Annotated in this window: 23 protein-coding genes; 12 read left to right on the forward strand and 11 right to left on the reverse strand. The window is 54.1% G+C overall.

The window, feature by feature from the left end; translation table 11 throughout:
* Window positions 1-72: 72 nt before the first annotated feature.
* Complete coding sequence (gene bamE, locus EBB_RS04495) at window positions 73-417, forward strand: outer membrane protein assembly factor BamE domain-containing protein (protein WP_026602570.1); 345 nt, start codon at window positions 73-75, stop codon at window positions 415-417.
* Between the two features lie 12 nt (window positions 418-429).
* A complete protein-coding gene (locus tag EBB_RS04500; protein WP_192392656.1) occupies window positions 430-1,371 on the forward strand; it encodes a M23 family metallopeptidase in 942 nt (313 codons plus the stop codon).
* Between the two features lie 2 nt (window positions 1,372-1,373).
* Here the strand turns inward: EBB_RS04500 and EBB_RS04505 are convergent, their stop codons facing one another.
* Both EBB_RS04505 and EBB_RS04510 read right to left on the reverse strand, forming a co-directional pair.
* The gene (locus EBB_RS04505) at window positions 1,374-3,518 is read right to left on the reverse strand and encodes a sensor domain-containing diguanylate cyclase (RefSeq protein ID WP_192392657.1); all 2,145 of its coding nucleotides are present in this window, start codon (window positions 3,516-3,518) and stop codon (window positions 1,374-1,376) included.
* A 239-nt stretch (window positions 3,519-3,757) separates the two neighbouring features.
* A complete protein-coding gene (locus tag EBB_RS04510) occupies window positions 3,758-4,957 on the reverse strand; it encodes an MFS transporter (RefSeq protein WP_192392658.1) in 1,200 nt (399 codons plus the stop codon).
* Window positions 4,958-5,119: 162 nt separating this feature from the next.
* On the opposite strand from EBB_RS04510, the gene EBB_RS04515 reads away from it, so the two are divergent.
* Window positions 5,120-5,902 carry a dienelactone hydrolase family protein gene (locus EBB_RS04515; protein WP_192392659.1) on the forward strand — a complete coding sequence of 261 codons (783 nt, stop codon included), beginning with the start codon at window positions 5,120-5,122 and terminating at the stop codon, window positions 5,900-5,902.
* On the opposite strand, the gene EBB_RS04520 is transcribed toward EBB_RS04515, so the two are convergent.
* Entirely contained in the window at window positions 5,903-6,598 is a 696-nt protein-coding gene (locus EBB_RS04520) for a TetR/AcrR family transcriptional regulator (protein ID WP_192392660.1), read from the reverse strand.
* 136 nt (window positions 6,599-6,734) lie between these two features.
* Between EBB_RS04520 and EBB_RS04525 the strand changes: the two genes are divergently transcribed.
* Window positions 6,735-7,907 (forward strand): efflux RND transporter periplasmic adaptor subunit, encoded by a 1,173-nt coding sequence (locus EBB_RS04525; protein ID WP_225587238.1) that lies wholly within the window; start codon window positions 6,735-6,737, stop codon window positions 7,905-7,907.
* A complete protein-coding gene (locus EBB_RS04530; RefSeq protein WP_192392661.1) occupies window positions 7,907-10,969 on the forward strand; it encodes an efflux RND transporter permease subunit in 3,063 nt (1,020 codons plus the stop codon). Before EBB_RS04525 ends, EBB_RS04530 begins: the two co-directional genes overlap by 1 nt.
* A 19-nt stretch (window positions 10,970-10,988) precedes the next feature.
* Here EBB_RS04530 and crp read toward each other — a convergent pair whose 3' ends face one another.
* A complete protein-coding gene (crp, locus tag EBB_RS04535; RefSeq protein ID WP_033158235.1) occupies window positions 10,989-11,642 on the reverse strand; it encodes a cAMP-activated global transcriptional regulator CRP in 654 nt (217 codons plus the stop codon).
* A gap of 128 nt (window positions 11,643-11,770) precedes the next feature.
* Between crp and EBB_RS04540 the strand changes: the two genes are divergently transcribed.
* On the forward strand, window positions 11,771-12,190 hold the full coding sequence (locus EBB_RS04540) for an OsmC family protein (RefSeq protein WP_033158234.1): 420 nt from the start codon (window positions 11,771-11,773) through the stop codon (window positions 12,188-12,190).
* Window positions 12,191-12,194: 4 nt separating this feature from the next.
* Complete coding sequence (gene speD, locus EBB_RS04545; RefSeq protein ID WP_033158233.1) at window positions 12,195-12,974, forward strand: adenosylmethionine decarboxylase; 780 nt, start codon at window positions 12,195-12,197, stop codon at window positions 12,972-12,974.
* Window positions 12,975-13,034: 60 nt separating this feature from the next.
* On the opposite strand, the gene EBB_RS04550 is transcribed toward speD, so the two are convergent.
* From EBB_RS04550 to apaG, 3 genes are all read right to left on the reverse strand, one after another.
* Window positions 13,035-13,355 (reverse strand): periplasmic heavy metal sensor, encoded by a 321-nt coding sequence (locus EBB_RS04550; RefSeq protein ID WP_192392662.1) that lies wholly within the window; start codon window positions 13,353-13,355, stop codon window positions 13,035-13,037.
* Between the two features lie 75 nt (window positions 13,356-13,430).
* Window positions 13,431-14,264: a symmetrical bis(5'-nucleosyl)-tetraphosphatase gene (locus tag EBB_RS04555; protein ID WP_192392663.1), complete on the reverse strand. Its 834-nt coding sequence runs from the start codon at window positions 14,262-14,264 to the stop codon at window positions 13,431-13,433.
* Entirely contained in the window at window positions 14,264-14,641 is a 378-nt protein-coding gene (gene apaG / locus EBB_RS04560; protein ID WP_192392664.1) for a Co2+/Mg2+ efflux facilitator ApaG/CorD, read from the reverse strand. The genes EBB_RS04555 and apaG overlap by 1 nt, the downstream gene beginning before the upstream one ends.
* 71 nt (window positions 14,642-14,712) lie before the next feature.
* Here apaG and EBB_RS04565 point away from each other — a divergent pair, with 71 nt between their 5' ends.
* The 4 genes from EBB_RS04565 (at window position 14,713) to EBB_RS04580 (ending at window position 18,973) form a co-directional block, all read left to right on the forward strand.
* Window positions 14,713-15,234 (forward strand): ankyrin repeat domain-containing protein, encoded by a 522-nt coding sequence (locus EBB_RS04565; protein ID WP_192392665.1) that lies wholly within the window; start codon window positions 14,713-14,715, stop codon window positions 15,232-15,234.
* Window positions 15,235-15,297: 63 nt separating this feature from the next.
* Complete coding sequence (mpl, locus tag EBB_RS04570) at window positions 15,298-16,668, forward strand: UDP-N-acetylmuramate:L-alanyl-gamma-D-glutamyl-meso-diaminopimelate ligase (RefSeq protein ID WP_192392666.1); 1,371 nt, start codon at window positions 15,298-15,300, stop codon at window positions 16,666-16,668.
* Between the two features lie 3 nt (window positions 16,669-16,671).
* Entirely contained in the window at window positions 16,672-16,959 is a 288-nt protein-coding gene (locus tag EBB_RS04575) for an Rdx family protein (RefSeq protein WP_192392667.1), read from the forward strand.
* 40 nt (window positions 16,960-16,999) lie between these two features.
* Entirely contained in the window at window positions 17,000-18,973 is a 1,974-nt protein-coding gene (locus tag EBB_RS04580; RefSeq protein ID WP_192392668.1) for a serine/threonine protein kinase, read from the forward strand.
* 152 nt (window positions 18,974-19,125) lie between these two features.
* Here EBB_RS04580 and EBB_RS04585 read toward each other — a convergent pair whose 3' ends face one another.
* From EBB_RS04585 to EBB_RS04595, 3 genes are all read right to left on the reverse strand, one after another.
* Window positions 19,126-23,163, reverse strand: a complete 4,038-nt coding sequence (locus EBB_RS04585) for a hypothetical protein (protein ID WP_192392669.1) — start codon at window positions 23,161-23,163, stop codon at window positions 19,126-19,128.
* 291 nt (window positions 23,164-23,454) lie between these two features.
* A complete protein-coding gene (locus EBB_RS04590; RefSeq protein WP_192392670.1) occupies window positions 23,455-23,841 on the reverse strand; it encodes a diacylglycerol kinase in 387 nt (128 codons plus the stop codon).
* Between the two features lie 3 nt (window positions 23,842-23,844).
* On the reverse strand, window positions 23,845-24,474 hold the full coding sequence (locus tag EBB_RS04595) for a phosphatase PAP2 family protein (RefSeq protein WP_225587336.1): 630 nt from the start codon (window positions 24,472-24,474) through the stop codon (window positions 23,845-23,847).
* 352 nt (window positions 24,475-24,826) lie between these two features.
* Between EBB_RS04595 and EBB_RS04600 the strand changes: the two genes are divergently transcribed.
* Window positions 24,827-25,132: a hypothetical protein gene (locus EBB_RS04600; RefSeq protein WP_192392672.1), complete on the forward strand. Its 306-nt coding sequence runs from the start codon at window positions 24,827-24,829 to the stop codon at window positions 25,130-25,132.
* Between the two features lie 121 nt (window positions 25,133-25,253).
* Here the strand turns inward: EBB_RS04600 and EBB_RS04605 are convergent, their stop codons facing one another.
* Complete coding sequence (locus tag EBB_RS04605; RefSeq protein WP_192392673.1) at window positions 25,254-25,958, reverse strand: DUF2490 domain-containing protein; 705 nt, start codon at window positions 25,956-25,958, stop codon at window positions 25,254-25,256.
* Window positions 25,959-26,217 lie beyond the last annotated feature (259 nt).

Raw genomic sequence — 26,217 nt, forward strand, 5'->3', positions numbered from 1 at the left:
CGGCTGGAACCGGCTAAGATAAGCCACTAACAGCTAGTTTATATCAATCAACTTTTCAATCAGGGAATACCAATGAACAATTTTCTTGCAAAACGCGGACCACGCGCTTTTGGCTTTAGTTCACTTCTATTAGTCGCCAGCCTTGCGACGACGCAATTGACCGGTTGCTTTACTGTCGGCCAAGAGTTTTCCCCCGTCAGAGTTCCGGAAATTAAGGTCGGCCAAACCCGTAAGCAAGATATTACCGAAATGTTCGGCACGCCTTGGCGCACCGGTATGGAAGATGGTAAGCCTACCTGGACTTACGGGATCTACAAATATGCCTTGTTCGGCGGTAACGATTCCCAGGATTTGCTGATTCGCTTCGACGCGCAAGGCGTGGTGCGCTCTTACACCTTTAGTTCGACCCGCAAATAATCGTGGTGGCCGGTGTTTGCTCGCGGCATTTTAGCTATCTCGCTGTTACTGGCGTCCAGTAGCGGCGTAGCTAAAAAGCTTTATAAATATCAGGACGTTGAGGGTAATTGGTATTTTACCGATCAGGCCCCCGCATCGAATCAGCCGGTAGAAGTCAGACAGTTAAAAACCGCCAATCCTAAGCGCGTTTGGCTGGAAAAAACGGCCGATGATTTGCAACCGAGTTTTTTTGCGCTGAACGCCTATCCGGGGCCTATCGAACTGGCAGTCGATTGGCGAGAGCGGGAAAATGTCAGCGCCAATCCGGATTTGCCGCGCCGCTTTGTCGTTGAATCCGGACGGTCCGGCAGCTTGTTTTCGCTTATTCCCAAGCAAAGCGCCGGATTTTGTAGTGTCAATCTGCAATATAGCTACGTGGTTGGGCGGCCTTTACCCGGCTATGTGAGTCAAACGCTTTATAAACCACCCTTGCCTGCCGGTACGCAGTTTCAAATTACCCAGGCTTTTAATGGACCATACAGCCATAACGATGAACAGAATCGTTATGCGGTAGACATCATGATGCCGGTTGATACTCCGATTTACGCCGCCCGAGGCGGTATCGTGCTGGAAGTGGAAAATGACTATACCAGTCATGGCACTAGCCAGTCTTACGCCAGCAAAGCCAACAGTATCAGGATCTTGCATGAAGACGGCTCCATGGCTGTGTACGCGCATCTGGCTTTGGAAAAAGCCCAAGTCACGCCAGGAATGCGGGTGACAACCGGGCAGTTGATAGGTTACTCCGGCAATACCGGCTTGACGACCGGGCCGCATTTGCATTTTGCGGTGCAGATCAATCGCGGTATGGAGCTGATTTCCGTACCGTTTCAATTTACCGACTTGAACGGTCTGGCGGTGGAGCCAAGGCTTGGCCTGTGGTTGTCCGGGCCGGCGGCTGCCGCCGGCAATTAGCCTTAGGCTTCGGAGCTGAAAAACCGAAAGCAGTCACGCCCCGCGCATTTGGCTTGGTACATCGCATTGTCGGCGTTTTTCATCAGGCTATTTGCCTCCAGGCCGTCATCGGGATAAACGGCAATCCCTATGCTGGAAGAAATATCCAGCGTGTGTTGTTGAATCACAAACGGCTGATTCAGACTGGTCAAGATGTTTTCGGCGACCAGCCCGGCCGCTGAGTGTCGGTCCAATTGGCTGAGTAAAATCACAAACTCATCGCCGCCCAAACGCGACACGGTATCCGTTTCCCGCTTGACGCACGCTTCCAGGCGATTCGCCACCTCTTTCAGCAATAAGTCGCCGACATCGTGACCGAAGCTGTCGTTGACCGGCTTGAACTTGTCCAGATCCAAATAGAGCAAGGCCAGCAAACTGTGCTCGCGTCTGGCCTGAGCGATAGCCTGATGCAAGCGGTCGATCAGTAAGGTGCGATTGGGCAGGTCGGTCAGTGCGTCGAAGTGGGCCAGATGATGAATGTGTTGCTCTATGGCTTTACGCGCCGTTATGTCCATCATCGTGCCGACATAATGGGTAATTTTGCCATCCGGGTTTTTCACGGCGCTGATGGTGAGCCATTCCGGAAATATATTGCCGTTCTTACGCCGATTCCAGATTTCACCTTGCCAGACGCCTTCGCTATCAATGGATTGCCACATTTCGGCAAAAAACAGCGCATCGTGAATGCCGGAATTGAGGATGTTCATTTTTTGACCGATGGCTTCTTCGCTGGAGTAGCCGGTAATCGCGGTAAAGGATTTATTCACCTTTAAAATGACGGCATCGGCATCGGCATCGGTAATCATCATGCCCTCCTGCGATTCGAAAGCCGTCGCGGCAATCCGCAGTTCGGTGTCCAGGCGTTTGCGTTCGCAAATGTTTTGCGCGAAGGTAAAACTCAGTTCCAAGCCATTGTGAGCGATGTAGTGGCAGGTGAGCTCGACAGGGAATACTGTGCCATCTTTACGCCGATGAAGGCTTTCGTGGCTGACAATTTCGCAGTCGCGCAAACGCTGCCAAATGGCTGGCCAGGCACTGGCCGCAAAGTCCGGATCGAATTCCCAAGGGGCCATGCCCACCAATTCGTCCCGCGAATAGCCCAAAGATTGACACGCGTAATCATTGACGTACGTCACCATGCCCTTGGGATTAAGACAGAAGAAAGCGGTCTTGCTTTTATCGACCATGGTTTTGGCCAGCCACAACTCGTTTTCAATCTTCTTTAGCTCGGTGATGTCATCGTATACCCCCAATATTCCGATGGTTTCGCCCAGACTATTGCGCAGTGGCGCTTTAGAGGTTCGCAGCAGAATCTCTTTGCCCTCGGGAGTGGTTTGCGGCTCTTCGTAAGCCAGCTTAGGCATGTTCGATTGCATGACCTGGCGGTCATCGGCGCGGTAGAGCAAGGCCTGGTTTCGCCAGGACAGTTGCTGATCGACTTTACCGAGGAGGTCTTCGGCTCTAGTGAAACCGCCATCTCGAGCGAACTGCGAGTTGCAGCCGAGATAGCGCGATTGCAGGTCTTTCCAAAATACCCGCATAGGTATGGTTTCTATGACCGATTGCAGCAAGCTGCGTGACTCGGCGAGCGCGTTCATCGCATTGATGCGTTTGGAAATATCGTAGAGTAATACCAGTTGCATTTTCTGATCGGCTCCGCCTATACGCGTGGCGGTGGCCATGACGTGTTTGTTCAGGTCGTTTTTGCAACGAACTTTGATTTCCAGGGGCTGAAATTCTTGGTCGTCATTTTCGAAGCGCTTTTGCCATTCCGCGCCAATCGTTTCACGGTAAACGGGATCGGGGAAGGCCTGTAATTGCCAATCGGATAGGTTGGGAATATCCCGGAGCTGGTACCCGAAGACCTTGGTAAATTCCGGGTTCAGCATTTGCAGATTGCGCTTGTCGTCGAATAGCGCCAGAGGAATGGGCAGTGCGGTGACAATAGTGCTTAACTGGATATTGTCGTCGTGCAAACTGCTCAGATGGTCTAAAAAAACAATGATCATGGCGCAGATCAACGAGGCGACCAGCAGTGAAGCGACCAAGCCGGTAAGTAGATAATCAAAGCTGATTTCGCCTTTCAGCAGCAAATCTATTATCGCCACAATAGATTCCGTAAGCACTGTCGCCAGAACAACCGAAATCAGCCAAAGCTGGTATTTATTGATACGTGGTAAACGGCTGAGAAGGATGTATTTCAAACTAGGCTTTAAGTACTTATTCGGCTGAAACGCTCAGTCGTTGATGAGATTTTTTGTACGCTAAAGCTTACATCTTTGTAGGCCTATTTCAAAATTTATCGGGAGTTTTTCCTTTTTTAGTCTACGGTTGCGCCAATAAACGCTCAATGAGCCGCTTTAAACTGGCGACGAGCGATGAGGATGCATAAGGCAATTAAACAAAATCCGGCACCCGCATAAAACGTAAACTCGGCGCCGTAACAATCCCACAGCATACCCGCCATGACGCTAGCCAACAGCATGGCGATGCCGCCGACCAGATTGAAAAATCCGTAAGCGGTGCCGCGCAGGTCGGCGGGTGAAGTGTCCGCGACCATTTTTGCCAGCAAGCCTTGGGTCATGCCCATGTGCACCCCCCAAAGCCCTACGCCGGCCAGCACCACCCGCCAATCGGCGCTGCTGGCCAGTACCAGGTCGGCGGCGATCAGTACGATCAGTCCCCAAGCCAGCAGTTTTCGATGCGATATGCTGTCGGAAAGCCTGCCGAACGGGTAAGCTGTAGCCGAATAAACGACGTTCATCGCCACCATTGCCAAAGGTAACAGCGCAATTGGAATGCCGCTTTGTTGGGCGCGCAGCACCAAAAAGGCCTCGCTGAATCGCGCCAGCGTGAACACCGCGCCGATCATCACGACCCGCCAATAATCGGCATGCAAGCGTTGCAGATTAGCGCGTTTGATGGGATTGCCGTGTTGCGAACGCTGTATATGCTTGGGTTCCCGCACCCCAAACAGCAACATCAGCACCGACAACCCGCCGGGGATCACCGCCACCCAAAAGACCGCCCGAAAATCGTTGGTCCACAGCAGCATCAGCGCCACCGCCAGCAATGGTCCCAGAAAAGAGCCGACCGTATCCAGTGATTGCCTGAGGCCAAAGGCCGCACCGCGAATTTCCGGCGGGGTGATGTCGGCGACGAGCGCGTCGCGCGGTGCGCCGCGTATGCCCTTGCCGACCCGGTCCAGCAGGCGGGCGGTTAAGACCATGCCGCTGCTGCCGGCAATCGCAAACAAGGGTTTGGTCAGGGCTCCCAGGCTATAACCTATCAAGGCCAGGCTTTTCCGCTTGCCCAGATAATCGCTGAGCACGCCGGAAAACACCTTGACGATCAAGGCGGTAGCCTCGGCGGCGCCTTCAATCAAGCCGATACTTAAGCCGCTGGCATGCAAGGTGGTGAGCATGAATACAGGCAGCAGGCTGTGGATCATTTCCGAGGAAATATCCATCAACATACTGACAAAGCCCAATGCCCAAACACTTTTCGGGATTTGTCGCCAGATAGGTTTTGCGCCGGAGTGCGTCATGGAGTCTATTTTGCAGTTCGTTTAAAGCAAATCACTAGCGTCTAGTTTGCTGTAAAACCCGCCGCCACGGTGAAATTTTATTGTCGCAAGGCCCTAGAGATTGACAAGGCCCGTTAGCGGTGTAAACGTAAGCCCATTTTTCTCAACGGGAGGTTTTTTATAATGCGCAGTTTATTCTTTTTGGCCTTATTGTTCAGCTCGAGTTTGCAAGCGGCATTGCAGGAACAAACCGTCAGTTACACCGCCGGCGATACCACGCTAAAAGGTTATCTGGTGTGGGACGATACGAAAGGCGACAAGCAGCCCGGCGTGCTGGTGGTCCACGAATGGTGGGGCTTGAACGACTATGCCCGGCAGCGGGCGAAGATGTTGGCGGAACTGGGCTATACCGCGCTGGCGGTTGATATGTACGGCGACGGCAAATCCAGCGAGCATGCCACCGAAGCCTCAACCTTCATGAATAGCGTCGTGGAGCGGGCCGGCGTTTCGCAATTGCGTTTTACGGCGGCTTTAGCCTTTTTACAAAAACAAGCCAGTGTTGATAAGGGCAAGATTGCGGCGATAGGTTATTGTTTCGGCGGTGCGACAGTCTTGAATATGGCGCGCTTGGGTACCGATCTGGCGGCGGTGGTGAGCTTTCACGGTAATCTTGCCACGCAAACCCCGGCGCGGGCCGGGCAGGTCAAGTCGCGGGTATTGGTGTTAAACGGTGCAGCCGACGAGTTCGTCAGCGCCGACAGTATTGCGGCTTTTGAAAAAGAAATGACCCAGGCCGGTGTGGACTATCGTTTGGTTAACTATCCCGGCGCGCGGCACGGATTCACCAACCCCGACGCGGATAGGTTGGGCAAAGCCAATAATTTGCCTATTGCTTATGATGCCGAGGCGGATAAACAATCCTGGGAAGCCATGCAACAGTTGTTTCGTGAACTGTTCAAGCAATAGCTAATCGTGAGTCAAATCGCTGGCAGTCGGCGCATAGGCCCTGATAAACGCGCTGACGGCGCGCTCGACTGTCGCTTTAACTTGTTTGGGTTTCAATTCCCGGCGGGCGTTGAACAAGCCCGACTCGTACACTTCAGATTCCAGCAGGCCGCGAAAATGCGCGGCCACCACATGTGGATCGGCGCGCCGCAACTGGCCGGCATTCATCGCTTGTGCGAAAAATTGCGCGGTAATTTGCATGCCCTTGGCGGGGCCGTTTTCGAAAAACAGGCGGCCGGCTTCCGGCTGAGTCGCGGCTGCTGCGATCAACATGCGTCGGGCCGCCAAACTTTTCAAGGACAGAAAGTTACTCATCACGCCTTCGCCGAAACGTTGCAAAGTGGCCGGCAAGTCGTCGGAAGGTTGTAACAGTGTCAGGACTTGGTTGATCTGGTCTGGCAGTGTATCGAGAGATGCGTTGCCGTAGTCCTGCATCAGCAAGGAAAATAATTGCTCGCTGTGGCGATCGGCGGAACGGCGCGCCAATTCCAGGAATAACTGTTCCTTGGAGCTGAAATAGTTGTACAACGTGGCCTTGGAGTGGCCGGCGGTAGCGGCGATTTCTGCCATCGTCGCTTGCTCGAAACCGACTTTTTCAAACATGATTTTTGCCGCATCCAGAATGGATTGGCAACGTTCTCCACTTTTCTTTCTCATGGAACCTTCCTTATTCAAACGTGTCGGCTGAGTTTCGAGTAATAGGCCGCTGTTTGGCTTATTCTAGACCCGATGGTTCAGTTTTAAATTGTCGTATAGACTTGGAGCTGAGTAATGTTTGCCGAGATTTTTCGTCATGATGACACACCTAACGCGTCCTATAAGCTTTTATACCTTTTATTCCCAGCGTGGATTGGCACGCGGTTCGTTGCTTATCGGGATTTTTACCGTACTGGCATGCTGTGCGGTATTTTTTATAGTTTGGTTGTTAAACCGGGAAAGTCCAGGCGCTGCCGCTCCGGGAAAAACGGTGCCGGCGCTGACTGTGACACGGGCAGTGCCGCAATGGCGTCAGTGGCCGACCACCCTGGAAGCGTCGGGGGCGATTGCGGCCTGGCAAGAAGCCGTCATCGGCGCCCAGCAGGTCGGATTACGGTTAATCGAAGTCAATGTCAATGTCGGCGATCAGGTAAAACGCGGTCAACTACTGGCCCGTTTCGATGCTGATATGCTGCGCGCCGATCTGGCGCAATTGCAGGCCAATCTGGCACAGGCACGGGCCACCGCCGCGCAAGCCGAAATCAACAAACAGCGGGTGTTAAAACTGAAAAACGCAGCGACGCTAAGTCAACAGGAGTTGTTGCGTTACGAAACCGAAGCGGAAACCTCCCGCATCCAGGTCGATGCCATCAAGGCCCAGTTGGCAGCTAAGCAGTTGCAACTAAGCTATGCCGAGGTGCGGGCGCCGGACGACGGCGCGATTAGCGCGCGAATGGCAACCCTGGGCGCAGTGGCCGGCAGCGGGCAGGAATTGTTTCGGTTAATTCGGCAAAATCGCTTGGAATGGCGCGGTGAATTGACTGCCGGGCAAATCGCGCAAATCCAGACAGGGCAAGCGATTCAACTCAGTTTGCCGGACGGCAGCGTTGCCCAAGCCAAGGTGCGGCAACTGGCGCCAGCCTTGGACGAGCAGTCGCGGTTGGGCGTTATGTACGCCGATATCCTGCCCGGTAGCCAGGCGCGGGCCGGTATGTATGCCAATGGCCGAATCGAGTTAAGTCAACGTCCGGCGCTAGTGGTGCCGGCCGCCGGCGTGGTGATCCGCGACGGACGCAGTTATGTGTTGAAGCTGCACAGCGATGCCGATACCTCGCCGGTTAGTTTACAGTCAGTCGCTACCGGCCGGCGGCAGGGCGTGGAAATCGAAATTGTCCAAGGCTTGAACGAAACGGATCGGGTGGTGGTAGAGGGCGCCGGTTTTCTCAACGATGGCGATCTCGTACACATCGCGCCGGCGAGGGTGGATTGATGAGTTTTGCCTCTTGGTCGATTCGCAACCCCATTCCATCGATTTTACTGTTTATCTTACTGTCATTAGCTGGACTGCGCGGCTTGCAGCAATTGTCGATACAGAGCTTGCCGGATCTGGATTTACCCAGCGTTATCGTCAAACTTAATCAACCGGGCGCGGCGCCGGCACAGTTGGAAACTGAAGTGGCGCGCAAAGTCGAGGATTCGATTGCCACGCTGTCCGGGCTGAAGCATATCCGCACCTCGATTACCGATGGCTTGGTGCAAATCAATGTCGAATTTATCCTAGAAAAAAAGCTTTCAGATGCCTTGATAGAAACCAAGGACGCCGTGGACCGGGTGCGCTCGGATTTACCTAGCAGTGTGCTGCAACCCAGTATTAGTGCGGTGACAGTGGGCGGTGCGCCGATTTTGACCTATGCGATCGCCTCGACCAAACTGGACGAGGAGGCCTTGTCCTGGCAGGTGGACGATAACGTCAGCAAGGTCATGTTGGGCGTGGCCGGCGTCGGTCGCTTCGAGCGGTTGGGCGGTGTGCAGCGGGAAATACACTTGGAAGTCGATCCGGTGCGGTTGGCGTCTCTGGGTATCACCGCGACTGATGTGTCGCGAGCCTTGAAACAGGCGCAGCAGGAGTCTTCCGGCGGTCGGGGTAATGTGGGCTTGGCGGAGCAATCCTTACGCACGCTGGCCACGGTGCGGCAGGCCAGCGAACTGGCGGCCTTGCCGGTGGCGATAGCCAACGGCCGCGAGGTGCGCTTGGACCAAATCGCCACGGTCCGCGATACCGTCGCTGAGCGCACGCAATTGGCTGCGTTGGACGGCAAGCCGTTGATCGGATTCAACATCTACAGGGCCAAGGGTTTTGATGAAACCCGTATCGCCAGTGATGTGGAGCAGGCCTTAGCGCGGATGCGGGAAGCCGATCCCGCCTTGAGTTTTACCTTGATTTCCGGTTCGGTGGCCTATTCGCAAGAGCAATATGAAGGCTCGATGATGATGCTCTACGAAGGCGCGCTGTTGGCGGTCTTGGTGGTGTGGTGGTTCTTGCGCGATTGGCGGGCAACTTTGGTATCGGCGTCGGCCCTGCCTTTGTCGATTCTGCCGACATTCGCGGTGATGCATTGGCTGGGGTTTTCCATGAACATGCTGACCATGCTGGCCTTGGCCATCGTGGTTGGGATTTTGGTGGACGATGCGATTGTGGAAATCGAAAACATCGCCCGGCACGTGCGGATGGGCAAAAGCATCCGCCAGGCCGCCGCCGAAGCTGTCGACGAAATCGCACTGGCGGTCATCGCCACTACCTTGACGCTGGTGGTGGTGTTCATGCCTACCGCGCTGATGAGCGGGGTATCGGGATTGTTTTTTCGGCAGTTCGGTTGGACCGCTGTGGTGGCGGTGCTGGCGTCCTTGCTGGTGGCGCGCTTGCTGACGCCGATGCTGGCAGCTTATTTGCTCACCGAAGGTCATCATCCGGCCAGTGTCGATGGCAGATTAATGCCCATTTACCTGCAAGCCGTGCAGTGGACCTTGCGCCATCGCCAGGCGACGATGCTGTTATCCACGCTGTTTTTTATCGGCGCGTGCTTATTGCTGCCCTTGATTCCTGCGGGTTTCGTGCCGCCCGCTGATCGCGGCTACACCACGGTGCAACTCGAATTGCCGCCGGGCAGTTCGATAAACGATGCCGGTCGAGTCGCTGAAGCCGCAAGAGCTGTTCTGCAACCGCTGGCAGGTGTTGAACACATTTTTACCGCAGTCGGCAGTAGTCAAATAGTCGGTGGCGGCGTGACCAGGCCGGGCGAACAACGCAAAGGGGCGCTGACCTTAACCTTGAGCGAGCGGGGACAGCGGCCGCATCAAGCGCAGATTGAACAGGCGGTGCGGGCAGTATTACGCGAAGTGCCCGGTGCTCGTTTTTCCATTGGCATCGGTGGTCCGGGCGAGAAGATGTCTTTGATACTGTCCAGCGATAATGCGGCGGCTTTAAAGGCCAGTGCGCAGGCCTTAGAGCGCGATTTGCGTAATATGGGTAGTTTGAGCAGCATCAGCTCCACGGCCAGCCTGGAGCGGCCGGAAATCGCCATTCGACCGGACTGGCAGCGCGCTGCCGAACTGGGCGTGACGGCCGAGCTAATCGGAGAAACGGTCAGAATTGCCACCAGCGGCGATTTTGATGCCCAGCTGGCCAAGTTGAATCTGGATAACCGCCAGCTCGCGATTCGAGTAAGGATAGCCGATGCCGCGCGGCAGGATTTGCAGGTCTTAGCCAATCTACGAGTGAGGGCGGGGGATAGGATGGTACCTCTGTCCAGTGTGGCCGAGCTATCTTTAGCCAGCGGTTCGGCGCAGGTGGATCGGTATGATCGCCGCCGCTATGTCATGGTCAATGCCGAACTGGGCGGCATGTCCCTGGGTGATGCGCTGGCCGCCGCCAAAACTTTGCCGGCAGTGGTCAATATGCCGTCCAGCGTTAAATTGATTCGTACCGGCGATGCGGAAATTATGGCCGAATTGGCCAGCAGTTTTTGTATGGCGATGCTGACCGGATTGCTGTGTGTGTTTTGCGTATTGGTGTTGCTATTCAAGGATTTTTTTCAACCCTTGACCATCCTGTCGGCGATACCGCTATCGATGGGCGGTGCGTTTGTCGCACTGTTGCTGACTGGCGGCGAGTTGAATATTCCGTCGATGATAGGCTTGATCATGTTGATGGGCATCGTCACCAAAAATTCGATCCTCCTGGTGGAATATGCGTTGTTAGCGATGCGCGAACACAACTTAAGTCGGCACGAGGCGTTGTTGGATGCTTGCCATAAGCGCGCCAGGCCGATTGTCATGACCACGGTGGCCATGATTGCCGGCATGTTGCCGATTGCGTTGGGATGGGGTGCCGACGCCAGTTTTCGTCAGCCGATGGCGGTGGCGGTGATAGGCGGCTTGATCAGCTCTACTTTGTTGAGTCTGCTGGTGGTGCCGGTGGTGTTCACCTATATCGATGGTGCTCGGCAAAGCTTGGTAAGGCCGTTTTTTGGTAGTGTCTCAAAGGGCGAATGAATTCGCCCTTCACTCGGGGTTAACGCGTGCCGAATACCACGATGGTTTTACCGTGCGCGGTGATCAGGCCCTTGTCTTCCAGCTCTTTCAATACGCGTCCGGCCATCTCGCGGGAACAACCGACGATGCGGCCGATTTCCTGGCGGGTGATATGTAACTGCATGCCGTCTGGATGGGTAATCGCGTCCGGTTCTTTGGCCAGATCCAACAGGGTGCGGGCGATACGGCCTTCCACGTCCATAAACGCCAGGTCGCGGTATTTGCGGCTGGTGATCAGCAAACGCGTGGACAGCTGTTCACCGAGTACCGTCAAAATCTCCACCGCCTGATCGCGCAACTCGGCGTTTAACAGCATTTTGAAGCGTTCATAACCGATTTCCGCCATCTGGCATTTGGTGCGGGTTTTCACCAATACGCTACGCGTCTCGGCGTTTTTGAACACCCCGATCTCACCGACGAAATCGTGTTTGTTCAAATACGCCAAAATCAACTCGCGGCCTTCCTCGTCTTCGACGCTGACGCTGACCGAGCCATCGACCACAAACAACAGTTTGTCTCCTATATCGCCAGGGCGGACAATGGTGATTTTGGCTGGATAGCTCCTAACATGGCAGAAGCGTAAAAAGGCGTCCAGGGCAGAGGGTGAAATCTTGTTTTGTTTAACAAAGCTCATAATTTGTAATAATTCTGTGAACTAGATTGGTTACCCTATCAAGGTGCAGTAGTTTTACAAAAAAATCAAGACATTTGACGGGTTCGTTGTAAAATTCGCGACAATTTTGAATTTGGTTGGGGTTTAGCATGCAGGCAACGATTAAATGGGTCGACGGCAGATTATTCGTCGGCGAGTCCGGCAGCGGGCACACGGTAGTGATGGACGGTCCGCCGGATCACGGCGGCCGCAACCTCGGGGTGCGCCCCATGGAGATGCTGTTGTTGGGCGTGGGCGGCTGTTCGTCGTTCGACGTCGTGGATATTCTGCAAAAAGGCCGCCACGAGATTGTACATTGCACTGCTGAGCTGACTGCGGAACGGGTGGACACAGTGCCGGCCGTATTCAGCAAAATTCATTTGCACTTCAAGGTTACGGGTAAAAATCTGCCGGTTGCCGCAGTGGAACGGGCGGTGAAGTTATCCGCCGAAAAATATTGCTCGGCTTCCATTATGTTGGGCAAAGCGGGCGTGGAAATAAGTCATGATTTTGAAGTTATAGAGGGTTGATCGGTTGAGCAAATTACAGTTACACGGGTTTAATAACCTGACCAAATCGTTGAGTTTTAATATTTACGACGTTTGCTATGCACCCAAAGAGCAGGAAAAAGCCTACATCGAATATATCGACGAAGCGTATAACGCCAAGCGGTTGACGCAGATTTTAAAAGACGTAGCCAATATAATCGGCGCGCAAATTTTGAATATCGCCCATCAGGATTACGATCCGCAAGGTGCCAGTGTGACGATGCTGATTTCCGAAGGTGCAGTGATTCCGGCCGGCATGAATTCCGAGTCACCCGGTCCGTTGCCGGAAACGGTTCTGGCGCATTTGGATAAAAGCCATATCACCGTACACACTTATCCGGAAAGCCATCCGGATACCGATATTTGTACGTTCCGGGCCGACATCGACGTGTCAACCTGTGGGCAAATTTCACCGCTGAAAGCCTTGAATTATCTGATTCACAGTTTCGAGTCCGACATCGTCATCATGGACTACCGGGTGCGCGGCTTTACCCGCGACGTATCCGGGCAAAAACATTACATCGATCATAAAATCAATTCCATCCAGAATTACATCGCGGAAAGCACCAAAGAGCTGTACCAGATGATCGACGTCAACGTGTATCAGGAAAATATCTTCCACACCAAGATGATGTTGAAAGAAACCGAACTGGAAAATTACTTGTTCGAGAAAGAAAGTAATTTCAGCGACGAGGATCAGGAAGAAATCCAAGGCATGCTGCAGGAAGAAATGGCCGAGATTTTTTACGGCCGAAATTTCTCTTAAAAAATACGCGGGCTCAAACAACGGCCTCAGCAGTCACAGCGACTGCTGAGGCCGTTTGGTTTATGGGGCCGGTTTACGAGATGCTTGCTCGCGCATCTGTTCCTGGTGCTGTTTACGCAAATCGTCCATTTTCTGCATTTGTTCAGGGCTTAACACCTCTTTCATCCGGCTGTGCGACTCTTCGTGGATGGCGCGGAATTTTTCGTGCTGCTCTTTAAAAATCGCTTCCAGTTTGGTTTTTTGCTCCGGGCTGAGTTGCAGCAGTTTGTTCAAGCTTTCTAGCTTGTGATCCACCGGTTGGCCATAGTCGTTTTCACTAGGGTAAGCGAAGGCGGTTAACGGCAAGGCCAGGATGACGGCAAGGAACAGGTTTTTTCGCATGGTCTAATCTCGAGTTAAGTTGGTGTGGTGCTTGATGTGCGAGCAAATTGATGTCGGAGCGTCGGCAAAAGTTCACTAATCTGAAAAAGCCTTGGGATTATGCGAGGCCGCGCAGTCGATGCTGAAGCGTCTGGGTTGTTCGGACAGTTCCAGCGCCGTCAATTGTCCGCCCCACAAGCAGCCGGTGTCTATTGAGTAACAGTTATAGCCGGCGAAATAGCCCAGCGTGGACCAATGGCCGAAGATGATGCGCATATCGATACTTTTGCGGCCCGGCACTTCAAACCAGGGCATCAAGTGCTCGGGCTGGCTGCCGGGCGCGCCTTTTGGTCCGAAATCCATCACGCCGTCCAGGGTGCAATAGCGCAGCCGGCTGAAACAATTGATTGCAAAGCGCAGCTTTTCGGTTTTCAATAAATCGTCGCGCCAGACCACGGGCTTGTTACCGTACATGGAGCGGAAAAAGCGTTCGTGATCCGGGCTTTGCATGGCTTGCTCGGTTTCACGTGCCATGCGCACCGTGGTTTCAAAATCCCACTGCGGCGGCAGGCCTGCGTGCAGCATGCAAAAATCGTCGTTGTGATGGAATAGCTTTTGATGGCGTAGCCACGTTATCAGCTCTTCGCAATCCTCGGCCCTTAAAACGTCGCTCAGCGTGTCTTTTTTGCCGGCCTTGCCCAGTGATACTACGGTTGCAATCAAATGCAGATCGTGATTGCCCAGCACTGTAACGGCAGCAGACCCCAAGCCTTTCACAAAGCGCAGCGTTTCCAATGATTTTGGGCCACGATTAACCAAATCGCCGGCCAACCAGAGTTGATCCTGATTCGGATCGAAGCTTATATGGTCCAGTAAGCGACGGAACTCGTCGTAGCAGCCCTGAATGTCACCAATTGCATAAATCGCCATTAGTGCAGGGTTCTAGGTATCGATAAAGTGAATTTGGGAATGGCTGCGTTAAAATTTTCGCCGGCGTCCGACTGCATCTGATATTTGCCCTGCATCACCCCGACCGGAGTTTCTATCATCGCCGCGCTAGTATAGCGGAACGAGTCGCCGGGGCTAAGATGCGGGTTTTCTCCCACCACGCCCTCGCCGTTGACTTCCTGCACCTTTCCGTTGGCATCAGTGATCAGCCAGTGCCTGGTCAGCAATTTTGCCGGTGTCGAGCCGACGTTGGTGATGGTGATGGTATAGGCGAACACATAGCGGTTCTGTTCGGGGGACGATTGGGCCTCTATGTAGTAGGGTTGGGCTTCAACTAAAACTTTGTTTTTTTCGCTCATTGATAGATGATGTAAATCAGTATTTGCCTTATTTCAACCCAACTCATACCCAAACGCAAGCAAGCAATCCGATGAATATCCGCAGAATTCTGAGCGCCGGGCTAATCGTCTGGTCCTTGCAGGCGCTTGCCGAAGATACTAAAGATTTATTTGCCGCCGCGGCCACTGGGAAGTTGGACCGCGTCGAGGCGCTATTGGCGCAAGGCTTGGACGTCAATGGCAAACTGGAGACCGACCGTACCGCGCTGATGGCAGCCAGTTTTAACGGCAATTTAAGGATTGTCAAGGCGCTGCTGGCTTATGGTGCCGACGTTAATTTGGCCGATAAACTCGGCTCCACCGCGCTAACGGATGCGGTAATGTTCGGCAGTGCCGAGATTGTTGGCGTGTTAATCGCCGCCGGCGCCAACGTCAATGCCACCGATAGCCAGAGTGTGAAAATACTCGATAAGGCTAAAAAGCTTGGTCGTGAAAACATCGTAAAGCTGTTAGAAGCGGCCGGTGCCAAGGGATCGGAAGCCAAAGTCGAAGAAAAGATCGAAGGCGAACCCAAGCCTGAGGAAGAAAAAAAGCCGGAAGAACCGAAAAAATGATCCAATTCGCTGCCGACCGAATTTCCGGATTTGCATCTAATTAACACCGCTAAAATTATCAGAATGACAGAATTACAAAAGCCATTACACATTCACATCCTCGGCATTTGCGGCACCTTCATGGGCGGCTTGGCCTTAATCGCCCGCGAATTGGGCTACACCGTCAGCGGCTCGGACCAGAACGTCTATCCACCGATGAGCACGCAGTTGGAAGAGCAAGGCATCCGGTTGATGAACGGCTACAAAGCCGAAAACCTGGACTGCAAACCCGATTTGGTCGTGGTGGGTAATGCGATGTCGCGCGGCAATCCGGAAGTGGAAGCGGTATTGAACTTAGGCTTGCCGTATATCTCCGGCCCGCAATGGTTGGCCGAGCATGTGTTGCAGCATAAATGGGTACTGGCTGTGGCCGGGACTCACGGCAAGACCACCACCAGCAGCATGTTGGCTTGGGTCTTGGAATATAACGGTTTCAAACCGGGCTTTCTGATCGGCGGCATCCCGCTGAATTTCGGCATTTCCGCGCGCTTGGGCGAGTCGGATTTTTTTGTCATCGAAGCCGACGAATACGACTGCGCCTTTTTCGATAAACGCTCCAAATTCGTCCATTACCGCCCTCGCACCGCGATCTTGAACAACCTGGAATACGATCACGCCGACATCTTCGAAAACCTGGACGCCATTAAAAAACAGTTTCACCATCTGGTGCGCACCATACCCAGCGAAGGTCTGATCATCGCACCGGCTTGCGAACAACACGTCACCGAGGTGCTGGAAACAGGCTGTTGGACGCCGGTCGTGAAAACCGCCATCGACGATGAAGGTGATTGGCAGGCGCACTTGTTAAAAGCTGGCGGCAGTAGCTTCAGCGTCAGTTTTGCCGGTGAAGAACAAGGAGTAGTCGAGTGGACTTTAACCGGCCGTCATAGCGTTTACAACGCCCTGTCTGCCGTCGCCGCCGCCCGGCATATTGGCATTCTGGCAAAAGATGCGATAGCGGCTTTGCAGCAGTTTCAAAACGTGAAACGGCGCATGGAAGTCATCGTCAAAAGCGCCGGCGTTACCGTTTACGACGACTTTGCTCACCATCCCACCGCGATAAAAACCACGCTGGACGGCTTGCGCCAACAAGTCGGTAACGAAAAAATCCTGGCCATCGTCGAACCGCGTTCCAACACCATGCGATTGGGCGTGCATACGCAATCGTTGGCCGAATCATTGGGCCAGGCCGACCGGGCCATCGTTTATCAGCCCGACAATCTGGGCTGGGACTTAAGCCAACTGCTGAAATACGCCGGCAACATCGAGATTTGCAATGACCTGGAAACCATCATTTCCACCATCAAAGCCGAAACCGGCGGCGTATGTCATGTGTTGCTGATGAGTAACGGCAGTTTCGGCGGCATATACAAACGCCTGCGGGACGAGTTGTAAGCGATGAATCGCGTCGAAATCCGCTATTGCACGCAATGCCGCTGGCTACTGCGCGCGGCCTGGATGGCTCAGGAATTGTTAAGCACTTTTGAACAGGAACTGGACGAACTGGTGCTGCAGCCCGACACCGGCGGCATTTTCGAGGTGCGCGCCAACGGCGAATTAGTTTGGTCCCGCAAGCAGCAAGGCCGCTTTCCGGAGATTACCGAGTTAAAGCAATTGGTGCACGACTACATTGCCCCGGAGCGCGACCTGGGGCACGCCGACCGCAAGCCCGCGCCGAAGTCTTGATTTTTCTGCACTGACATACAATACGGCCAAGCTGTCTGAGATGATGCTCCCGGAAGACGACGCCACCCTCATTAAACCCAAAGACGACGATCTGACCCGGATCAAGCCTCGCCCCTACCCACAGGTGTTGAACGACAGCCCTGGGCAGGACGGTAAATTCAACGATGATTATTCCTTGCGCGGCGCAGTGGGGGTGGGTGGTGGCGGTCAGGTGTTGCTGGGTTTTGACGAGCGCATCGGCCGCGAAGTGGCAATTAAAGAATTACTGGATCAGGCTGCGAATGATGATGTCGAGCTGAGCGCACGTTTTCTGCGCGAAGCCCGCATCACCGGCCGCCTGGAACATCCGGGGATAGTGCCGGTTTACGATCTGGGGACGAAGCAAAGCGGAGCGCCCTATTATGTGATGCGCTTGGTGCGTGGCGATACGCTGGCCAAAGCCCTAAAAGCCTGTAATGACGAGGTGCTGGCCGAGCATGCCCTGTCGCGGCGCCTGAGCTTGTTGGACAGATTAATCGACGTTTGCGAAGCGGTGGCTTATGCCCACTCCAAAGGCGTGATTCACCGTGACATCAAACCCGGCAATATCGTACTGGGCCCGTTCGGTGAAACGATTGTGCTGGATTGGGGTTTGGCCAAGGTGGAAAACGAAGCCGATCTGGCGCCACCAATATCTGCCGTACCAAAACAGGTAGCCGACGATGCGGATCTGACCCGGATCGGCGACATTCTCGGCACCCCGGCCTATATGGCGCCTGAACAAGCCAATCCTGATTTCGGCGCGGTAGATACCCGCTCCGACGTATTTGCCCTCGGTTGCATTCTCTATTATCTGCTGGCCGGCCATCCGCCGCTGCGCGGCAGTGCCGATGAGATATTGGCGCAACTCAGTTCGCTGGCTCCTATGCCCACGGCGCGCGATCCGAAACTGCCAATGCCGCCGGAATTGATCGCCATCTGCGATAAGGCGTTGTCCAAGGATAAATCCCTACGGTTTCCGAATGCGGCTGCGTTAGCCGACGAGTTGCGGGCCTATCGCGACGGCCGCTTGGTGAGTGCCTATGCCTATTCGCGGGGCGAACTGCTCCGACGCTTCATCGCCCGTAACAAAGTCGTGCTGGCGGCTAGCCTGGCAGTATTGCTGGCGATTTTGATCGGCGCCGGGCTGGCCTTCAAATTTGGCGTGGAGGCGCATAAAGCGCGAAATTTGGTGGTGGCTGAAGGCGAAATCGTCAAGCAGGAAAAGCAGCAGGTGGAGCGTGCGCTGGCCGATGTCACCCGTATTTCCAACCAGAACCTGACGGCTGCCAACCAAATGGCGGCCAGCATACTTGGTAATATCAATGAAATACGCATGGGCATGCAGCAAACTGCAGAGTCCTTACACCGCAACGCCGATTTAGCCGCATCCAGCGGCTTACTGGAGAGCTTGCTGCAACATTATCCGCGCGGTGAAAGTTTTGCCACGACCCGTGCGCCCGGCACCATCGTTGCGGTGGCTCCGGGCAAATATCGCCAAGCGCTGGGCGCGGATACCTCGCAACTTGAGCACAACCGAATGACTTTGGAACGGGGCGTGCCGATTCTGAGCCGGATTTATCAAGCCCCGGAAGGCTTTCCCGCCGTCACGTTAGTGGTGCCGATCAAACAAGGTAAAACCATCCTGGGCTTTATTTCCATGCGCATCAAGCCGGTCGATTTTCTCGGTGGCTTGCTGGCCGAGAATACTCAGCCCCAAAAACGCACCGTGTGGGTCGTGCAAGATGACGGCCTGCTGCTTTACGATAGCGATCCTCAGGAGATTGGCCTTAATTTGTTCCGTGAGGAACGCTTTAATCAGATACCGGAATTGCGCCAGCTCGCGGCTGAAATCGCCGATCAAGACGCCGGAGTGGGCTATTACCAAAACCAGTCAGCCGGTCAATCCGCGCCGTCAAGGCAAATCGCAGCCTGGGTAAGTTTGCGGCCGGCGGAGAATCGGGTCTGGAAAGTGGTCGTTTTAGAAGCTTGGTGACGCGGTATTATTGCAAAGTATCGTCCATGGAGTTTGTAAAAGGCCCGGCGAAAGCATTGAGTTGAAGCGTTCGGTGAGTAGCCGGTTAGAGAAAGCCTAGACGGTCATTGCACGTGATAAAGCCCCCGGTTCAGCCGGGGGCATTTGCTATGTCAATCGTCTGATTTCGGCAGGCCCACTTGAGGCTGCGATTTTTTCCAAAGCCCACCGCCGGCAAAACAGTTCCAGCCCCAGCGCAGCCAATTCAACAACGCTACGGCCATCCACAAAGACCAAGCCAACATCAGAATCCGGTAGGCCAGCAAAGGCAGGCTTACTACTGTGGCAACGGCTAGCTGCGGGCCATTGCGATCCTGATACCAGTTCAGCAAAGTTGCAGAGGATTGATTTCCGGCAATTTGCATATCCGGATTTCCCAACAAACCTTGTTCGACGGCAATCGCTATTAACAATAATGAAAATAGCGTCAAACCGGCCAAGCCGATTTGCGCCAGATTGAACCAGCGCGGCCGTTCCGGCGCATGATGGGCGCGGAATCCCAACGCAAACAGCCAGCCCACCACTAAAAATGCGGCAGCAATATGCAGTTGGCTCAGGCCGATCAACAATAAAAACCACTGCCAATGCCGCAACGGCGTGATGCTCAGCTTACCCAAGCCGAATGCCAATAAGGCCAGTACGATCAGCAAGCCCCAAATCAACACGGCCGGACCAAATTTTGGGCCGAAGGTCCACAGCAACCAACGCTGTTGCGGCATCAGCAATTGAATACGGCTGTTGACGCTGGCAACACCAAGATCGACCAGCGGCGTGTGCAACAGCACCCCCGGTTCTTTAGCCGCTTGCCAATTGAGCACGATTTGCTGGGTGCCGGGATGTATCGGCAAGCCGACCGTCGCGCCTTGCTGGCGAATCGGTTGACTGACGCCGTCTATCGTCACGCTTTGCAGCTCCGCCAGTTCCGGCAGCTTTACGGGGTGTTGTCCGCCTTTGGAGCTGCGGATGCTCAAAATCAGTTCGACTGTTTCGCTGCGTTGCCCAGGCTTGACCGCCAATTCGCTTCTATCGATAGTCAAGGTTGAGCCGGCCACTGCTTGCGGTCGGCTGATAGTCAGATTGACCTTTTCGCCAGGCCAGGGCCGCCATTCCGGTAGCCACTGGCCCTGCCCGTCCTGGTGATGCACCACCGCAATGCCATCGGCTTGTAAATGCCAGATCGGGCTGACATCGGCGCGCCACACCTCGGTCCATTGCGGCGTATCGGCGGCTTGCAATGCCAATTGCTCGGTTTTCGCCAGTGCAGACTCCCATTCCAAAGTAGCTTGACCCGCAGCCATGTTCACCAAGACTTTGCCGTCCTTCACCCGCACCTGCGGACTGGTAACCGCTTCGCCCGGCAACAACGGTAGCTCCAGTAACACCGGGCTGAGTGCGCCGGCCAATTGCTCGACGCGGGTGGTCACCCGCCAGTCCAAGCCCAAATGCAGAGTTCTTTCCACTCGCACGAATGCCGGCAAGGCGGTTTGCTGTAATTTATTTTTCAGCCCGCTATCGAGTTGCAGCCTGCTGAACTCCAGTTGTGGACCCACCTTGCCGTCTTCGTATAAACCATCCACCCGCCAGCCGTCGGCAGTGACGCCGGCATGTTGCGGCGGCAATGGCAGCGGCAAACTAAATTTATCCTGCGCGGTATAGCGGCCTTGCATCGTCACTTTGTGTACGCCTGACGACACGGCTAACCACAAGCTGCCGTCCTCCTGTCTGATCAAAGCTTGCGCCTCGCCGCCGTCGACGCTGACCTGCTCCGGAAACCATTGCTCAAGCTGGGCTGGCAAAGGTACCGCCAAATCTTGCTGGGCGTGCAATTGCAGTTCGATACGCAGCACTTCCGGCTTGACCAGTAATTGCATGTCGGCAATCTGCGCGCAAATGGGTAGGCATTGCGGCGCTTGTAGCAAGCGGGTTTTCAATTGCTCCAGCATTGGCGCGTCGGGCAGATCGGCATAGGCCTTTTCGTTTGGCGCCATCAACAGCGGCAACAGCAACAGGCAAGTGAAACTCGGCAAGGACAAGCGCCAGTTGGCGGCGATGGCTCCCAGCATTTTCAACACCAACACCGCCACCAACAGGGCCTGGGCAAAATGCAGCAACATCAGCATAAATGGCGACAAATACCACAGCCGGATTTGCTGACCACTATCGACCGCGCCATTCCAGCTTAACTCCACGCGCTGCCAGCCCCAGTGCGGCAAACCGGGACCGGTTTGCAGATTGGCGTCCGGATCGATGCGCTGCAAACTGGCAGCGCTGCCTCCATAAGCTCTCGACATCTTGGGTTTAGCTGAATACTCGGGCTCCGTTTTAGCAAGTTCACTTATTTCCGGCTCCATCGCCGAATCCGCCATCTGTTCTACTTGCATCGCCATCGGTGCGGCAGCACTCACCATCGAATGCAAACGTTGAATGGACTGTCCGGGCAGTTCCAGCTGTGGGTAAATGCCGATACGAATCTGCGCTATCATGAATGGAATCGTCAGCATCAACAGCGCCAGCCAGCTGGCGTTGCGATACCATCTCAACCATTGCCAAACGCTAGCTACCGGCAATACCCGCAGCAACGCCAACACCGCCAGCACATTCAGCCAAATCAAGCGCGGCGCATCGGTCTCATGCCAAATCAGCGCCAAACTGAGCAAGGCAAACCCGCCCCATTGCGGCGACCAGAGTCGGCCCACGGCTAATGCGGCAATCAAGACCAAAAACAAGTCCAGCAAAGTCCAGCGGTTTAACCAGCTATTCGGCACATTATCCACACCGCTGATCGCCAGCAGACGCCAGCCCGGCGGGATATTTAGTTCGGCCTGCACCTGTTGAAAACGCTGTTGCCAGCCGCTGGCACTTAAGCTACCCAAATCGGCTTCGATCCGGCTGTCGGCATTCAGGTGGATGGCACCGCGCCGCACTTCCACGCCCTGGCTGCCGTCCGCCAGTTGTGTAATCAATTGGCTCTGACCATCCAGTTGTACTTGTCCCAAGCCCAGCGCAGGCAAGGCGTTCAAGCGCCAGTCGCGGCTCATGCTACCGGTGATGTTATCGCTGACCGTGTAGCCGCCGCCCTCGAAATCCAGCCACAGCGTGCGCTGCAGCTTGAGTTGATTCGGCTCGGGCTCCGGGTCGCCGCGGCGCACGACCTTAAACTTCATGCTCTCGCCTTGCTGGAGCTGATAGGTAGGTAAATGCTGCCATTCGGCGGGCAGATTGGTTTGGCTGCCGTCTATCGCGGTCAAATTCTCGATCTCGACCAAACGCAAAGCGGGCATGGCCTGGAAAGCCCACAACTCGTCCGCCGGCCAGTTCGGGTCTGTTACGGCCAAATCCAGATGCGTCAAGGCTTGCGGATGGCGGGCATGAATGTCGATACTCCAGCGTCCCGGCCGTACTTGCACCAAGAGCCGCCCGTTACCGTCCAGACGAGCCGGCAGCGGGCTATTCAAAGCCACCGGGATAAAGTTAGGCAGTAAAGCATAAGGAAACTCGATCTCGCGCGCCTTGCCGGAGACTTCCAAATCCAGACGTGTAATGACTTGCAGCGGCACCTCGTCCTGCACTTGCCGGAATACTTGCAGGTCCAGCCTATCCTGCTCCCGGTCGACAGTGTCGGCGTTCTCGGTATTGAGCCACAAGGCACCTTGTTTGATGGGTGGATAAGCCACCGGCTTATCGTTGACGCTGAGCTGAATCAAGCCGCTGGCTTCGGGTAAGGCCAGTTGCTCCGGCAAACTTTCCCAGAAAAATTCGCCGCTGATCTGGTAGCGGCCGGCCGGTAAGTGCAGGGCCGGCTTACCGTCTTTTTCCACGACCGGCTGGGTTTGTTTGTTGATGGTGACCGCCTGCGGCCAATGTTGCGTGTCGCCCGGCAAGCTAATCCAATCCTGGCGATATATGGTCCATTCGGCAACGAAGCTGCCGTGCTTAGCTTGTAAATTAAGGTGCAGGGCGCCCGGCCAAGCGCAGTGTTTTTGTTGAAAATCGTCGAAGAAAAACGGGCAACGATACTGAGTTTCATCCGCCAAAACCCAGTTGACCCAGGGCTTTAACGGTTCCGGAACGTCTTGCATGTCCAACGCCCTTGCCGTTGGCAACGGCGCCAGCCCAAGCAGTAGCCACAGCATAAAAACCAGTCGTCCCATATTATCCTCCCGCCCTCATCCCATTTAAGGGACTTGATAAACATCATAGAAAACTCTCTCCCTCCGCACCCAGGGCATAAAGGGATTTATGTATCTTAGCATTCGTCATGCTTATCTAGCGTGGGAGCGATTTGTCCGTAGCCGGGCTAAAGCTCGTCAAATCGGCCAAGCTCGGGTTTTTGCTTTTGATGCTGGCTAAGGCACTGCGCCGTCTGCCTCTTGTACTAGACAAGTCGCTGGTTGCCTTGCTATTGGTTTGATGGTGCCATGGAAATCTTTTTCAGCGGCGGATCAACGGATTAATGACCCTAAGTAGCTGAGCTCTGATAGCATGACTACTGCCCAGATCAGAATGCTAATGCCAGCAGCGGCTGCGGCAATATCCTTGATAACACGGATTTTTTCGTTTTGCCGAGTTTCCACGAAATCGCAGAGCGCCTCTATGGTGGTGTTAAACATTTCGCATATCAGCATCAGCCCGGTGGCGGTAAGTACCGAGATGAAATCCACCCATTGGCGAAAATAAAAGCACACGGCCAAAATCAACACGGAAAGTACGAGTTTGTAGGCCACACTGAAATCATACACAACCGCGTAGCGTAGACCTGACAAACAGACCTTCAATTTTCTTAAAGGGTGATAACCGCTCTGTCCGGTATTAAGAAATTTGTTTCGCATGACTCACCTGATGAAGATGCCGCCGTTTTGCAGCAGATTAACTAAACCCAGCACCCACAATAATCCCAGTAAGGCGCCACCGACTACATCCGAGGGGAAATGAACTTGCAGATAGACGCGAGAGACGGCAACCAGGGATACCATCAATAGCGCAAACCCCGTCAACGCGTAAAAGTTAAGCCCCAGTTTGTCGGGTTTGCATATCCAACATAAGGCCACAGCAAAGGCAACGATTTGCGCGGTGTGGGCGCTTGGGAAGGAGGCGTCCAAGGGGATTTCACCCACAACGGGGAAAAAGTCCGGCCGCGGGCGAGCGAACCAAAGCTTGGCGAGACGGCTGAACAGGGCAACACCGGCTAGGCTCAAAACCATCAGCCCAGCCTCTTTGGTTCGGCTGTTTCTGACCAGAACACCGCTTAGCACTGCGGTTACCGGGGCCAGAATGAACAGCGAACCAGCCCAGGTGATGGCTGCAAAAAAACGATCCAGCAAGATATTTCTAATGCCGTGGGCGGTACTCAGCAGAAAGCGATCCCACTGGTACCAGTGTGCACTGATGCGCTCGATAAAAACCAGCAATGCGATTGCTGCTAACCAACAACCAAACGTCGGGAGATATTTCAAACCTAACATTTTCACTGTTTTGCCTCCGTGTTAGTCAACCACTAATCCGACCGTTAAATCTCGCTGCTTCCGGGCAGTCGAGAGTTTTATTGATACCATGGATTCCGGCTTTCGCCGGAAACATCTGCCGCTACACCGCGGCTTTTGGTCTCGCCTATCATGCGTCTTGGCGTATTAACGACAAAATGTTAGGAAAGCGGCAGGGTTTTAGTCGGTAAAAAATTATTTTTCATTATATAACAATGCTTTATGAGCTTTAATTGATGGCATTTTAATTGCTGAGCAAGAGTCGCCGACACAGGCCTCGTTGACTTGGCAACCTGGCTTGGCCGGTATTCTTTATTAGTCATGAGGTGTTGATATGTTCGAAGCCATTGTATTGTTCATACTGAGTGGCCTAGTCGCTGCGTGCGCATACTCGTCTCAGGGTTGCGGACTTTCCTTTTTCGGCAAATTTTTCCGTTCCGCTAAAGGCCAAACGCCAGCGACTTTGACCAGCCAGTCTCTCGTTACTGACAGCACGGAGCCAAGCTCCAGTTTTCTGGAACAGCTGCAAAGTGAAATTGAAGCCACCTTATTTCCGCGTCCTACCGACTCGGTATTGCGGCGTCATTACGATGCCTTGGTTGCTGTGGAAGTGAAAAACCGGTTGAGCTTTTTTAGCTGAGAGCCGAGGATTCTATATGCAGCCCAGCCGGGTTGCATATAGAGTCAGTCCAAAGCTCGGTCTTGGGGGCTCGCTGGTGTTAGCGAAAAACCCCCATCAAAAATCCCCGCATTCTTCTGGCTTAGAAATTGACATTGATATTGGTTAGCCAGACGTGATTGGTGACATCAGGCGAGCCATAGTTATGGATGTATTGCAATTGATAGCCGGTATCGACATTCAAATTTTTGGTCACTTTGTAACCCACCCCGACATAGCTACGATTCTGGTTGATACCGGTCTGCACGGATCGCGCCAGCCGGCCCTCGTCTATCGAGTTGAAATACACAAACAACTCATCAAGCGCGATCAGATAAGCTTGGCTGTCCGGTATCGAATAGACTAAACGGAATCGGTGCCGCATGCGGTGGCCGACGTCGCCTTCGTGGGCGAAGAAGCGTTGCTCGAGACGAAACCGGTATTGAAAATTCAGTTGTTGGGTCCAGTTGTCTATCCACTGCACCTGCTGCATCGCATCGTTAGTGGCCATTTCAAAGTCGGTTTGTTCGCTGTATTCGCCTTGCCAAGTATAACCTAACCAGAGTTGCAATTTATTAGTTAGCTTATAGCCGAGCAGCGGACGGACAATAATTTGATTAAACAAGGTATTGTCGGTTTTGGTGCGCGGCGCCAACTCCAGAAAAGCTAAATAGGGGCTGCCGCCGAAATCAGTTTGATAGGTATTGCTGATCCAGGTGCTGAAATCGTCTTGCACGGGGCCGGCCTCGGCCGCGAGCGATGTCAGCGTAAGGCCGGTAAACAGCAGGGCTAAGTGAGTTTTTTGCATATTTTTATACCGAAGAACTTGATTTTAAACGAACGGCGTCACGTTCAGCGAGGTTTTGCGTGTGAGGGGGTACGGTTTATCTGCTGGAGATAAGCTTATCTCAATTCTTGATAAATGTGCTTATTCAGGGTGGTTATTCTATGTGCTGCGCAGCGGGGTAGGTTTTTAAGTTTGTTACTTCAGGGCGTCGAGCGTAAGCCCTCTGCTTGCCGCCGTGCGGCCTTGTAGGAGCGGGAAAACCAGGCCTGTATTACATCGT

This window comes from Methylomonas fluvii (genome assembly GCF_014850975.1).
GTDB classification, from domain to species: domain Bacteria; phylum Pseudomonadota; class Gammaproteobacteria; order Methylococcales; family Methylomonadaceae; genus Methylomonas; species Methylomonas fluvii.

Excerpts from the sequence above, each read along its gene's own strand:
- bamE (WP_026602570.1), top strand. The coding sequence starts at position 73 with ATGAACAATTTTCTTGCAAAACGCGGACCACGCGCTTTTGGCTTTAGT.
- EBB_RS04510 (WP_192392658.1), bottom strand. The coding sequence starts at position 4,957 with ATGACGCACTCCGGCGCAAAACCTATCTGGCGACAAATCCCGAAAAGT.
- EBB_RS04515 (WP_192392659.1), top strand. The coding sequence starts at position 5,120 with ATGCGCAGTTTATTCTTTTTGGCCTTATTGTTCAGCTCGAGTTTGCAA.
- EBB_RS04520 (WP_192392660.1), bottom strand. The coding sequence starts at position 6,598 with ATGAGAAAGAAAAGTGGAGAACGTTGCCAATCCATTCTGGATGCGGCA.
- EBB_RS04525 (WP_225587238.1), top strand. The coding sequence starts at position 6,735 with ATGATGACACACCTAACGCGTCCTATAAGCTTTTATACCTTTTATTCC.
- EBB_RS04530 (WP_192392661.1), top strand. The coding sequence starts at position 7,907 with ATGAGTTTTGCCTCTTGGTCGATTCGCAACCCCATTCCATCGATTTTA.
- crp (WP_033158235.1), bottom strand. The coding sequence starts at position 11,642 with ATGAGCTTTGTTAAACAAAACAAGATTTCACCCTCTGCCCTGGACGCC.
- EBB_RS04540 (WP_033158234.1), top strand. The coding sequence starts at position 11,771 with ATGCAGGCAACGATTAAATGGGTCGACGGCAGATTATTCGTCGGCGAG.
- EBB_RS04550 (WP_192392662.1), bottom strand. The coding sequence starts at position 13,355 with ATGCGAAAAAACCTGTTCCTTGCCGTCATCCTGGCCTTGCCGTTAACC.
- EBB_RS04555 (WP_192392663.1), bottom strand. The coding sequence starts at position 14,264 with ATGGCGATTTATGCAATTGGTGACATTCAGGGCTGCTACGACGAGTTC.
- apaG (WP_192392664.1), bottom strand. The coding sequence starts at position 14,641 with ATGAGCGAAAAAAACAAAGTTTTAGTTGAAGCCCAACCCTACTACATA.
- EBB_RS04565 (WP_192392665.1), top strand. The coding sequence starts at position 14,713 with ATGAATATCCGCAGAATTCTGAGCGCCGGGCTAATCGTCTGGTCCTTG.
- mpl (WP_192392666.1), top strand. The coding sequence starts at position 15,298 with ATGACAGAATTACAAAAGCCATTACACATTCACATCCTCGGCATTTGC.
- EBB_RS04575 (WP_192392667.1), top strand. The coding sequence starts at position 16,672 with ATGAATCGCGTCGAAATCCGCTATTGCACGCAATGCCGCTGGCTACTG.
- EBB_RS04580 (WP_192392668.1), top strand. The coding sequence starts at position 17,000 with ATGATGCTCCCGGAAGACGACGCCACCCTCATTAAACCCAAAGACGAC.
- EBB_RS04585 (WP_192392669.1), bottom strand. The coding sequence starts at position 23,163 with ATGGGACGACTGGTTTTTATGCTGTGGCTACTGCTTGGGCTGGCGCCG.
- EBB_RS04590 (WP_192392670.1), bottom strand. The coding sequence starts at position 23,841 with ATGCGAAACAAATTTCTTAATACCGGACAGAGCGGTTATCACCCTTTA.
- EBB_RS04595 (WP_225587336.1), bottom strand. The coding sequence starts at position 24,474 with ATGTTAGGTTTGAAATATCTCCCGACGTTTGGTTGTTGGTTAGCAGCA.
- EBB_RS04600 (WP_192392672.1), top strand. The coding sequence starts at position 24,827 with ATGTTCGAAGCCATTGTATTGTTCATACTGAGTGGCCTAGTCGCTGCG.
- EBB_RS04605 (WP_192392673.1), bottom strand. The coding sequence starts at position 25,958 with ATGCAAAAAACTCACTTAGCCCTGCTGTTTACCGGCCTTACGCTGACA.